Origin of the sequence: uncultured Psychrobacillus sp., from assembly GCF_938022135.1 — a bacterium.
Lineage (GTDB): Bacteria > Bacillota > Bacilli > Bacillales_A > Planococcaceae > Psychrobacillus.
Genome location: NZ_CALIED010000026.1, coordinates 15815 through 27856 on the forward strand (window position 1 = coordinate 15815; position 12042 = coordinate 27856).

12 protein-coding genes and 1 riboswitch are annotated in these 12042 nt (G+C 37.7%); of the genes, 4 read left to right on the plus strand and 8 right to left on the minus strand.

Going from position 1 to position 12042, the window contains the following annotated elements; all coding sequences use genetic code 11:
* Positions 1-23 precede the first annotated feature (23 nt).
* Together Q0371_RS06690 and pckA are read right to left on the minus strand one after the other, a co-directional pair.
* The gene (locus Q0371_RS06690; protein WP_298469678.1) at positions 24-224 is read right to left on the minus strand and encodes a hypothetical protein; all 201 of its coding nucleotides are present in this window, start codon (positions 222-224) and stop codon (positions 24-26) included.
* A gap of 259 nt (positions 225-483) precedes the next feature.
* Positions 484-2070 (minus strand): phosphoenolpyruvate carboxykinase (ATP), encoded by a 1587-nt coding sequence (gene pckA, locus Q0371_RS06695; protein ID WP_298469681.1) that lies wholly within the window; start codon positions 2068-2070, stop codon positions 484-486.
* A 216-nt stretch (positions 2071-2286) separates the two neighbouring features.
* Positions 2287-2404: riboswitch (SAM riboswitch) on the plus strand.
* A 191-nt stretch (positions 2405-2595) separates the two neighbouring features.
* Between pckA and metK the strand changes: the two genes are divergently transcribed.
* The gene (gene metK, locus Q0371_RS06700; protein WP_169359984.1) at positions 2596-3792 is read left to right on the plus strand and encodes a methionine adenosyltransferase; all 1197 of its coding nucleotides are present in this window, start codon (positions 2596-2598) and stop codon (positions 3790-3792) included.
* 212 nt (positions 3793-4004) lie between these two features.
* On the opposite strand, the gene Q0371_RS06705 is transcribed toward metK, so the two are convergent.
* Complete coding sequence (locus Q0371_RS06705) at positions 4005-4520, minus strand: gamma carbonic anhydrase family protein (RefSeq protein WP_298469684.1); 516 nt, start codon at positions 4518-4520, stop codon at positions 4005-4007.
* Between the two features lie 110 nt (positions 4521-4630).
* Here Q0371_RS06705 and Q0371_RS06710 point away from each other — a divergent pair, with 110 nt between their 5' ends.
* Positions 4631-5422 carry an alpha/beta hydrolase gene (locus Q0371_RS06710; RefSeq protein ID WP_298469687.1) on the plus strand — a complete coding sequence of 264 codons (792 nt, stop codon included), beginning with the start codon at positions 4631-4633 and terminating at the stop codon, positions 5420-5422.
* 318 nt (positions 5423-5740) lie between these two features.
* On the opposite strand, the gene Q0371_RS06715 is transcribed toward Q0371_RS06710, so the two are convergent.
* Positions 5741-5929 (minus strand): DUF4083 family protein, encoded by a 189-nt coding sequence (locus tag Q0371_RS06715; RefSeq protein ID WP_298469690.1) that lies wholly within the window; start codon positions 5927-5929, stop codon positions 5741-5743.
* A 198-nt stretch (positions 5930-6127) separates the two neighbouring features.
* Between Q0371_RS06715 and Q0371_RS06720 the strand changes: the two genes are divergently transcribed.
* A complete protein-coding gene (locus Q0371_RS06720) occupies positions 6128-7444 on the plus strand; it encodes a malic enzyme-like NAD(P)-binding protein (protein ID WP_298469692.1) in 1317 nt (438 codons plus the stop codon).
* A 29-nt stretch (positions 7445-7473) separates the two neighbouring features.
* Here the strand turns inward: Q0371_RS06720 and Q0371_RS06725 are convergent, their stop codons facing one another.
* The 4 genes from Q0371_RS06725 to Q0371_RS06740 are packed head-to-tail and all read right to left on the minus strand — an operon-like array spanning position 7474 to position 10672.
* Positions 7474-8019, minus strand: a complete 546-nt coding sequence (locus Q0371_RS06725; protein WP_298469695.1) for an isoprenylcysteine carboxylmethyltransferase family protein — start codon at positions 8017-8019, stop codon at positions 7474-7476.
* A gap of 1 nt (position 8020) precedes the next feature.
* Positions 8021-9103 carry a 3-oxoacyl-[acyl-carrier-protein] synthase III C-terminal domain-containing protein gene (locus Q0371_RS06730; RefSeq protein WP_298469698.1) on the minus strand — a complete coding sequence of 361 codons (1083 nt, stop codon included), beginning with the start codon at positions 9101-9103 and terminating at the stop codon, positions 8021-8023.
* A 46-nt stretch (positions 9104-9149) separates the two neighbouring features.
* Positions 9150-9719 (minus strand): class I SAM-dependent methyltransferase, encoded by a 570-nt coding sequence (locus Q0371_RS06735; protein ID WP_298469701.1) that lies wholly within the window; start codon positions 9717-9719, stop codon positions 9150-9152.
* On the minus strand, positions 9716-10672 hold the full coding sequence (locus Q0371_RS06740) for a TIGR01212 family radical SAM protein (protein ID WP_298469703.1): 957 nt from the start codon (positions 10670-10672) through the stop codon (positions 9716-9718). Before Q0371_RS06740 ends, Q0371_RS06735 begins: the two co-directional genes overlap by 4 nt.
* A gap of 123 nt (positions 10673-10795) precedes the next feature.
* On the opposite strand from Q0371_RS06740, the gene Q0371_RS06745 reads away from it, so the two are divergent.
* On the plus strand, positions 10796-11980 hold the full coding sequence (locus Q0371_RS06745) for an MFS transporter (protein ID WP_169359993.1): 1185 nt from the start codon (positions 10796-10798) through the stop codon (positions 11978-11980).
* Positions 11981-12042 lie beyond the last annotated feature (62 nt).

Below are 12042 nucleotides of genomic sequence, written 5' to 3' on the forward strand. Positions count from 1 at the left end.
TTTATCATTTTATTGAAATATGGCTAGTTAGTAGCAAAACTGGATAAAGCGCTAAGAGAAATGCTCCATGCAATTAGCATAAAAGTAGTGGTCAACCAAAATGTATTTTTAGTAGTAGATTCATCGTTCTTTACTTTTTTTATTATTTCTACTAGGTTAAGACAAAAAATAATAGCTAATATCGGCATTAAAACAGCTCCAATAATTACTAAGAGTATAAACATAGATTAATTTCACCTCCATATTAAGACAATCTTAAATATATTCTATCATAAATTTCTCAATATTTCTAAAAATATCCAATAATAGAAACGCTTCAAAACGGCACATGTTTTTCCTTTTTCTCTCCAACACAAACCCATTAGACATATTTAACTTTAATCAAAAAAAGCTCCGTCAATTTTACATTCAGAGTAAAATTGCAGAGCTTTTTGTTTTTAGAAGTAGGCTTTTTTTGCATTAGCCGCTTAAGTTTAAATTGAATTAAGCAGTAGGACCGCCTTTTAATGAGATCTCTTCAGAGACAGTTCCAAACTTTTCGAAGTTTTCGCGGAAGGATTGAGCTAGCTCAGACGCTTTTTGATCATAAGCGGCTTTATCTTCCCATGCGTTACGAGGGATTAATACCTCAGAAGGAACTCCGTCAATGCTAGTAGGAATATCTAATCCAAATACTGCATCTTTAGTTGTTTCTACGTCAGTTAATTTACCTTCGATTGCAGCACGAACCATCGTACGCGTGTAAGAAAGCTTCATGCGGCTTCCTACACCATATTCTCCACCAGTCCAGCCAGTGTTTACTAAGAATACTTGAGCACCGTGCTCATCGATTTTCTTCCCAAGCATTTCAGCGTACACAGTTGCATGTAATGGTAGGAATGGAGAACCGAAGCATGTTGAGAATGCAGGTTGTGGAGAAGTAATTCCACGCTCTGTACCAGCAAGCTTAGAAGTGAATCCACTCAAAAAGTGATACATTGCTTGCTCTTTAGTAAGCTTACTGATTGGAGGTAACACTCCAAATGCATCTGCAGTTAAGAAGATGATTGTGTTTGGGTGACCAGCAACAGATGGATCAACAATATTATCTATATATTGAATTGGATAAGCTGCACGAGTATTTTCAGTTAATGAGCTATCCGTATAATCAGCAGTACGAGTAGTAGGGTCTACAACTACGTTTTCTAAAACTGTACCAAATTTGATAGCGTCAAAAATTTGTGGCTCATTTTCTCTTGTTAGGTCGATACATTTTGCATAGCAGCCGCCTTCGATATTAAATACACCATTATCAGACCAGCCGTGCTCATCATCACCAATTAGTTTTCTTCCAGCATCAGCAGATAATGTAGTTTTTCCAGTACCTGATAGACCGAAGAATAATGTTACATCACCTTTTTCTCCAACGTTAGCAGAGCAGTGCATAGGCAAAATATTTTGTTCAGGCAATAAATAGTTCATAATAGAGAATATAGACTTTTTCATTTCTCCTGCGTATTCCGTACCACCGATTAAAACGATGCGTTTTTCCATGGATACAATGATAAATGTTTCTGAATTAGTTCCGTCAACAGCAGGATTTGCTTTGAAGTTCGGAGCACTAATGACAGTGAAGTCTGCTTTATGAGATATTAACTCCTCTTCAGAAGGACGAATGAATAATTGGTGAGCAAACAGGTTATGCCAAGCGTATTCGTTGATTACTTGGATGCTTAAACGTGAATCCTTGTCTGCACCAGCGTATCCTTTAAAGACGAATAGTTCATTTTTTTCCTTTAAATAGTTCATAACTTTTGAATATAATGCTTCAAAGTGCGAAGATGAGATAGGTTGGTTTACAGATCCCCAATCGATTTTGTCTTTTGAGATAGGTTCCTCAACTATATACTTGTCTTTTGGAGAACGTCCTGTATATTTGCCCGTCTCTGCTTTAACAGCTCCAGTGGAAGTTAGTACTGCTTCTCCTCTTGACGTAGCTTTTTCCACTAATTGTGGTACTGATAATTGCAGGCTAATATTATTACCAGCTAACAATTCGTTCAGTTCGCTCACAGTATCGATTGAATTCATATAGTATTACCATCCTTTATTAAAGTTTTTAGCTCTTCACGGAAACATCATAAAGAGGATTTTTCGTTGATATGTGAAATAGTATAACACATTAAACTAAATAGTCTACACTAATTAAAGCTCAAAAAATGATTTTTTTTGTAATTGTGAATAAATAACAAATTTACCTGTTGACTTATTTTGCTAATATACGTATGATGGTGAATTGAACGGATACTCTTATTCCGAGCGTGTGGAGGGGTTCAGGCCCTATGAAACCCGGCAACCTGTAATTATACTTACGTTACAAAGGTGCCAAACCTGATACAAGGTGAAATTCCTTGATTGATAAGAGTGAAAGGTGTTTATGATATTAATCCCTTTCCTCATGTAACTACGTGAGTGAGAGGTTTTTTTATATTACATCGCCCTAAATCCTTGTGTGCCAAGTCCGAAACGGCTTCAAGTTTACTATAGGCTTGACATGGGAATGAGTACCGTATCAATTCCTGAGAGAAATCTCGCAGGACATAGGAGGGAATTTTTTTGACACAAAGACGATTATTTACATCGGAATCAGTAACAGAAGGTCATCCAGATAAAATTTGTGACCAAATATCAGATGCTATCTTAGATGCGATTTTAACGGAAGATCCAAACGCTCGTGTAGCTTGTGAAACAACAGTTACTACAGGTTTGGTTTTAGTTGCTGGAGAAATCACAACCTCTACTTATGTAGACATTCCAAAAGTAGTGCGAGCTACTATTCAAGAAATTGGATATACGCGAGCTAAATATGGTTTTGACTCAGAAACGTCAGCAGTTCTTACAGCTATCGATGAGCAATCGGTTGATATCGCTATGGGAGTTGACCAAGCACTAGAAGCTCGAGAAGGTTCGATGTCTGATTCTGATATTGAAGCAATCGGAGCTGGGGACCAAGGTTTAATGTTTGGCTATGCTTGTAATGAAACACCAGAGCTTATGCCACTTCCAATTAGCCTAGCCCACAAATTAGCTCGCCGATTAGCTGAGGTTCGTAAAGACGAAACATTAGATTACTTACGACCAGATGGTAAAACACAAGTAACAGTAGAATATGACGAAAATAACAATCCAGTTCATATCGATACGATTGTTATTTCCACACAGCATCATCCGGAAGTAACGTTAGAACAAATTCAAAAAGATTTAAAAGAACATGTTATTAAACCAGTAGTTCCTACTAATTTAATAACAGACGAAACAAAGTACTTTATCAATCCGACTGGTCGCTTTGTTATCGGTGGTCCACAAGGGGATGCAGGTTTGACAGGTCGTAAAATTATCGTAGATACTTACGGTGGGTATGCTCGTCATGGAGGAGGAGCTTTCTCTGGTAAGGATCCAACAAAAGTAGACCGTTCTGCAGCTTATGCAGCTCGTTATGTGGCAAAGAATATTGTTGCAGCTGGTCTTGCTGATCGTTGTGAGGTACAGCTTGCTTATGCAATCGGAGTAGCACAGCCTGTATCAATTGCTATTGATACATTTGAAACAGGTAAAGTATCCGAAGCAGATTTGGTAACTTATATCCGTGAGCTATTTGACCTTCGCCCAGCTGGCATAATTAAAATGTTAGACCTTCGTCGCCCAATCTACAAGCAAACTGCTGCTTACGGACATTTTGGACGTACTGATATTGATGCACCATGGGAAAGAACAGACAAAGCAGAGCTATTAAAGCAAAAGGCTGGTCTATAAAAGAGTCTTCTATTACAGAATGCCTCTTATAAAAACAGAAGGTATTAAGAGATTGATCTCTTAATACCTTCTGTTCTTTTTATACTTTTATACAGATGATCTGAAAACTAAGTGTATTTAAAGGAGATTAATAATTGGGTGCGTTTACTCTTTATGGATTAATGGGTATAAATTATATAAAATATAAGTATGGTTAAATTTTTTAATCATTTTTAAATTGGTTTTATCGATTTATAGTATTGTCCTTTTTCAGCATACTCATGAATAATTCGTTGCACATCTTTTTTATCTTCCTCATTTAGTTCTCGTATAACCTTTGCTGGACTTCCAAAAGCAAGCGTATTAGGTGGAATTTTTTTGCCTTGGGGAACCAAGCTTCCTGCTCCAATAAAAGCACCCTCACCTATTTCAGCGCCATCTAATATAATGGAACCCATGCCAATTAAAGCACCTTTTCGGATTGTGCAGCTATGTAAAGTGACCTGATGGCCGACAGTGACCTCATCTTCAATGATTAATGGGTTATTGGGACTTTGGTGTAGGCAACTTAAATCTTGAATGCTTACTCTACTTCCGATCACAGTAGGGGCAACGTCCCCTCTAATTACCGTATTAAACCAAATTGTAGTCTCTGGTCCGATTGTAACATCCCCTGTAATTGTGACATAATCAGCAATATAAACTGATTCATCGATCGAAGGTTTCTTATCTTTGTAAGGATAAATCAAAATAGACACACTCCTTTATTTTATTAGAATATAATTAATCCTATCAAACAAATGGGAAGAAGGAAATAAATAGTACGTGGAGAGTGTTTTAGAAATGAGGTATGTTGAACATGTGGAAATGGGAATCAGATGAAAAAGCAAAAGCAGTAGTAATAATTGTTCATAGTGCCTATGAGCATCACAGACGCTATGCTTGGTTAATCGAAAAATTGAGAAGCTCTAATTGCCATATAGTAATGGGAGATCTGCCAGGACATGGGGAGTTGGTGAGAGCAAAAACCATCCATGATGAATCTTTTGATCTTTACAAAGAATACATAAAACAAGCAGTACAGGTGGCAGTTTCCTATGATCTTCCTATATTCATCATTGGACATGGTCTTGGGGCAACCTTGGTGATGAAAATGTTACATAAAATAGAGGTCCAGTATGCGGGTGTTATCTTGACATCGCCATGGCTACAGTTAAACAAGCTTCCATCTAAATGGACGAAGACTTTAGCTAAAATCTCCGTACAGCAAAAGATAAACCACGATATTCAGCTCAAGGAACTCACTAGAAACTACGGCGCTTATCAAAATCTAGTTGATGATCCTTATTATCGAACAATAATTTCACATGGCTGGTATAAAGAGCTGGAAAATGAGATGAGAACGGTTAGTCAATATCATGAATCTATTCCTAATGTTCCTTTACTATTGATGACGGGTGAAAGAGATAAAATTACGGATACAGCAGCTGCTAAAGTATGGCTGAAAAAACAAGAGCTTTCGGATTATCAATTTAAGGAATGGAAGAATTGCTTTCATGACTTGTATCTAGAGCCAGAAAGAGAAGAAATATTTACGTATTCCCACTCCTTCATTAATAATGTATTACGATCCATCGGGTATATCGTGTAATAATTAACTGGCCACTAGAAACTGAAGTACTAATAGAAATGCTTCAATCGAAACGAAGGACATGTTTAATTTGAATTACAATTCCTTAAAATATACGAACGAATAATCCATCATTTGAAAAAAATATAATAAACCTTAATAAGTGACTAGGACAAAGCCACCTTAGAAATAAAAAACCACTAAAATTTTACGAACAGTAGAATTTTAGTGGTTTTTCTTCGCTATGGTACTCCGCTCGAACAAGTTTTTCCCTCTATATCAAATAGATATGCTTACTATTTCAAGACCTGAAAGGGAGACTAATTATGTTCAGCTTTTCTATTTTGAAGATTTATTCTCTTCTAACAACATGATAATTTTGTCCAATTTTTTGTCAATATCTGATTCAGAAGAGGTATGAGACGATCTTGGTGTGGTATTTATTAATAGTCTTCTTATAAAAAGTGTGAATGATATTACTCCTAGCATGATTAAACTCAAAATAATGATTAACGTAATAGTATCCATAATGACCTCCTATATTTTCCTAATTATACCACTTTATGATGGTGGAAAAAGTAATTTTAAAGAGAAGGGTTACATAGATAAGGTGAGCACCTACTTAACTATCACTTTTATCTATATTAAATGTTTCATTATCAAACAAATAGAATTTTTGTGTTATAATCATATAATTCAAAAATAGTGAGAGATTAGGAGAAAACTATGGAAAACCAACATATTATTCGTAATATAATAGTAGAAACACCTTCTAAACCTGGTAACTTTGCTAAGGTAGCAACTGCAATTGGAATGGGAGAAGGCGATATAGGGGATATTACAACTTTAAAAAGTGGTGCTTTAACTACTATTCGCGACATATCTGTTACAAGCAAGTCTAAAAAAGATTTTGAGAAAATTATAAGTAATATAGAAGCTATTGGAAACGGTGTGAAGATTCAAGCGATCAGTGATGATGTGTTGAAAGCGCATGAAGGTGGAAAGATTGCGATGAAGAGCAGATATGACGTTCGTTCACTAGGAGACCTTCAAAGAATCTACACACCTGGTGTTGCTAGCGTTTGCATGGAGATTGTCAATGAACCAGATAAGGCTCAATATTTTACGTCCATCGGAAATTCGGTAGCTATTGTTACGGATGGAACTGCTATATTAGGGTTAGGTAACATAGGTTCTGTTGCAGGTATGCCGGTAATGGAAGGGAAATCTGTACTGTTAGATCAATTTGTAGGATTGAGCGGTATACCGATTCTATTAGATACGAGCGATCCGGACGAAGTAGTAGAAACTATTAAGCATATTCACCAAGGATTTGGTGCAATATTGCTTGAAGATATCGGTTCACCACATTGCTTTGAAATAGAAGAAAGATTAAAAGCAGAGCTTCCTATCCCTGTTATGCATGATGACCAGCATGGAACTGCAGTGGTAGCATTGTCTGCTATACTTTCTGCATGTCGAGCTACCGAGGTAGACATCAAAAATGCAAGGATTGGTCAGATAGGCTTAGGAGCAGCAGGATTAGCTATATGCCGTATGTTAATGGCCTATGGAGTAGAAGATGTATATGGATTGGATCGTCAGGAAGCGGCAAAAGAGCGTCTGCTTCAGTACGGTGGTCAGACAATGAATTCTTTAGAAGAAATGATGGGGAACTGTGATATTATCGTAGCTACTACTGGTGTTCAAGGTTTGATAAAACCGGAGATGGTGCGAAAAGGTCAAATCATATTAGCGCTTTCTAACCCTAATCCAGAAATCCTTCCATCTGAAGCGATTGCGGCTGGAGCAGCTTTTGCTGCAGATGGTCGCTCAGTAAATAATGTAATAGGATTCCCAGGAATTTTTAAAGGTGCTTTAAATGCTGGGGCTAAAGAAATCACGTATCCAATGCTGATTGCAGCGGCGAAGGCAATTGTGGATTATACAAGACCGGGTGAGCTAATACCAAACCCATTAGATCCTGCAGTCCATTATATTGTCGCTCGCGCAGTCGAAGAGGCTGTAACGAAACAAGCTTAATCTAAAAAGCAAAAAGAAGAAGATACCAGCTAGGAAGCTGAAATCTTCTTCTTTTTTAATGCTTCTTCATAATCTGTTGCTTCTATTAAAGCCTTCTCTTCTAATGGAATCCGAACGGAAAGCATTGCAAGGTTTAATAGCGTGAACGCAAGTGCTGTAAAATATGCCTGGAACATCAGTGGAAGTAACAGGATTTCGGTACAAACAACAATATAGTTAGGGTGTCTGAAATATAGATATGGACCTTTTGTAACTACGTTAGTGCCAGGAAGTATAATTATTTTGGTATTCCAAAACTTTCCGAGAGATGTCAGGCACCACACGCGAAGTAATTGGACTAACAAGAAAACGAATAAAAATACTGGGAATAATGGAGAAATTCCTCGATCCAATAAAACAACCTCTGCAATTAGAAAAAGAAAGAAGCTTATATGAAGTGCTAGCATGTAAGGGTAATGGGAAGCTCCCACTTCGTAGGCCCCTTGAGCTAGCATTCGTTTCTCGTTTCTCTTAGCAACAGCTACTTCGACTAATCTCTGAATAATGACTAGTGCTATAACGATGAAAAATAACATATCAATCCCTCCAATTTAATAGCACTGCTTCGCCACAAAAACCAGGGCCTAGAGCGACTAGCATGCCATAGTCATTAGGAGCATTTTCTTTAAGCATAAATTGTTCTAATACATAGAGAACCGTTGGAGAAGACATATTTCCATGATTTTTTAGCACTTCTCTTGAGATAGCGGTTTGGTCTTCGGATAGATGAAGGGTATCCTCATACGCCTTTAACACTTTTTTTCCTCCTGGATGAGCAACAAAGTTAACGATATCCTCACTCGTAATCTTTTCCTCGCTCAAGAATTCGTGCATAAACGGGCCAAGCCATTTGGAGATAATCGTCGGTATGCTTTTCGAGAATACTACATGTAAGCCACTATTTTTTACTTCCCAGCCCATAACATCTTCAGAATCTGGCATCCATTTGGACGCTGTATTAATGATATGAGGTACGGGTCTTTTGGTTCCAATTTCCACATCGTCCCCGCAAACTAACACGCAGGCCGCTCCATCTGCAAAAAGAGAGGCACCGACTAGATTACTCTTAGAATAATCATTGGGTTGGAAGGTCAAGCTACATAGCTCAACACAAACAACGAGCACCTTGTCAGAAGGATGTGCCTTACAGTAATCAAATGCTCTGCTTATGCCTGCTGCCCCGCCTGCACAGCCTAGTCCCCACAATGGAATACGTTTTAGCCTGTCTGAGAAGGGAAGATGATTCATCACCCGCGCATCGATACTTGGAGTAGATATACCAGTGCTGCTTACAAAGATAATAGCATCAATTTCTTCAGGGGAGACGTTCTTCTCTAGGAAAGAACTGTTTTGAAGGCAGGCTTGGATTACTTCTACACTATATTTGGTAGTAAGCTCAATATACAGAGAATTTCTCTCTTCAAATGAATGATTCGTTTGATGCCACTCTAGTGGTACACAAAAATTTCTCGATTTGATATCACCGTTTTCAAATACTTTAAGCAAGCGTTCAAGCTGTGGGATTTTATCTTGAAAAAGCTCTTTCGTTAATTGTTCTATGTTGGATTGTTCTAGGGAGTATGGAGGTTTATATGTACTAACGGAAGCTATTTTTGGCATGGTAATCTCCTTTTTATGTTAGTTTCTCCACCCTTCATCCATTTATTCACCTTTCCTTCATTTTTTCTATGGCAATGATAAATGGAGGGTCATTTTCTTGGTTTAGAAATTGGTAGCATAATACATGAACGAAAGATTGAGGGAGTTGTTGAACAAAAGAAATGACTTCATCTTTTTCTTGTTTACCACCCTCATGTCCATGATAAACTACTAAAACAATGAGACCTCCAATTTTTAGAAGATCTAATAAGGATGTAATTGCTTGAATAGTGGAGTTACCCCTAGTAACTACCTCATGATTACTACCAGGTAGATAGCCTAAATTGAAGACAGCTGCTGAAATCTGTTTGTCGATATAATTACTTACATTGCCGTGACTATCTAAAATTAGAGAGACACGATCTCTGACAGCCGCATTACTCAGTCTTTCAGAGGTCGATTCAATTGCTTCTGTTTGGACATCGAATGCAAATACATGTCCTTGATCGCCAACTAAGCTGGCAAGGAATAAGGTGTCATGACCATTTCCAGCAGTTGCATCAACTACCGTATCTCCTTCTTTTATCACATCCTGAAGAAGCTCCTTTGCATAAGGAAGAATTCTTTTTAGCTTCATAATAACTCACCAGTCTTCGTAAATAGTTTTCCTTGATAGCTTTCTCTCTTAGCGAGTTCAGCATCGATTCCATTCAACACTTCCCATTTGTTGGCACTCCACATTGGTCCAATCATTAAATCAATAGGACCATCTCCTGTAATACGATGAATGATCATCTCAGGCGGGAGAATTTCTAATTGGTCAGCTACCAGCTGGATATATTCATCTCGTCCCATAAACTCTAACATTCCTTTTTCATATTGCTTCACCATAGGAGTTCCTTTTAATAGGTGCAGAAGGTGAATCTTAATCCCTTGAACATCTAGCTTAGCTACCTCTCTGGCTGTTTCCATCATCATCTCTCTATTTTCTAATGGCAAACCATTTATAATGTGAGTACAAATACGGATACCATGCTTTCTTAGTTTAGAGACTCCTTCTATATAAGTATTAAAATCATGGGCTCTGTTAACTAGCCTTGCTGTACTCTCATGGACTGTCTGTAGACCGAGCTCAACCCATAGAAATGTCCGTTCATTTAACTCTGCCAAATATTCTACTACGTCATCTGGTAAACAGTCAGGTCTAGTCGCAATAGAAATCCCCACAACTCCTTCTAGTGCCAGAGCAGCTTCAAACTTTTCTTTTAACACAGGGAGGGGGGCATGTGTATTCGTATAAGCCTGAAAGTAAGCAATATATTTTCCTTTCTTCCATTTCTCATGCATTTTATCTCGAATTTTTTCAAACTGCACTGGTATAGGATCTACTTTGTCACCTGCAAAATCGCCACTACCAGCAACACTGCAAAATGTACATCCACCATAAGCGACCGTGCCATCTCGATTTGGACAATCAAACCCTGCATCAAGCGCCACCTTGAAAATTTTCATATCAAAGGTATCACGCAAATATCGGTTCCATGTAAAGTATCTCTTCCCGTCTGAAGGGAATGGAAAGTTATTGTTCATTAGTTTCACTCCTTAACAGGATTATTTTATCATGAAACTTTGACTTGGTAGATTTAATTATCTTGAAGTGCAGTTTAAAAAAAGCTACAATATTTTGAGTGTCTAAGGAAATGAGGAATATTAATGCCAAAAGCAGTCTGGCTTTTAATTATTGGAATGTTTATTAATACACTGGGGAATTCATTTTTATGGCCCTTACATACAATCTATATGCATGACTACCTTGGTCAATCGTTAACGATGGCGGGGTTAGTGTTGATGCTAAACGCTGGAACCGGTGTGATCGGTAATTTGTTAGGCGGGTTTTTATTTGACAGAATAGGCGGCTATAAATCTATAGTGTTTGGAATTCTGTTATCCATACTCTCGTTAGCAGCGCTAACCGTTTGGCATGATTGGCCAGAATATGTATGGCTAGTCGCTATTCTCGGGTTTAGTGGTGGTATCATCTTCCCAAGCATGTATGCGATGGTGGGGAATGTATGGCCGGAAGGTGGACGTAAAGCGTTTAATGCTATTTATTTAGCTCAAAACTTAGGTGTTGCTATTGGTCCAGCCTTAGCTGGAATAGTTGCAGATCATAATATAAATAATATTTTTGGAGCAAATCTACTCGCCTATGTGTTCTTTTTTGTTATCGCTCGTCAGTTCTATGGAAACATGTCTAACGTTTCAAACCATCAGGCCTCAATTTTAGGAGAAGAGAAGAAAATTAAACAAATGGCACCTTTTTATGCAATGATGATTGTAACATTTGGTTATATGCTTACTTGGATCATTTATGTTCAATGGACTTCGACTATATCAACCTATGTACTAGATTTAGGAATTACATTAAAGCAGTATAGTCTTTTATGGACGGTCAATGGGATACTGATCTTGGTTGCTCAGCCGATTATTAAACCAATTATTAATCGTTTAGAACATAAGATAAAAACGCAGATGATTTTAGGGCTTGTCATATTTATGATTTCCTTTATAGTGGTAGCATTTGCGGAAGACTATACGATGTTTGTCACGGCGATGGTTATTCTAACTTTTGGGGAAATGTTCGTTTGGCCAGCAGTTCCAACTATTGCTAGCCAGCTGGCTCCAAAAGGCAGGGAAGGCTTCTACCAAGGCATTGTAAATAGTATGGCGACCGTGGGACGTATGATTGGACCATTAATAGGAGGAGTTTTAGTTGAAGCGCATGGCACTCCAGTCATGATATTAATTTTAGCCAGTCTAATATTCATTTCAATTATTACGAGCTTACTATACGATATACCATTAAAAAAACAAGCAGCCTTGAATGAGAAAGGTTAAAAATATTGGCTATGTTAAAGGTTATGGTTGATTTAGGATGCAAAGAAATATTAAATCAGAGA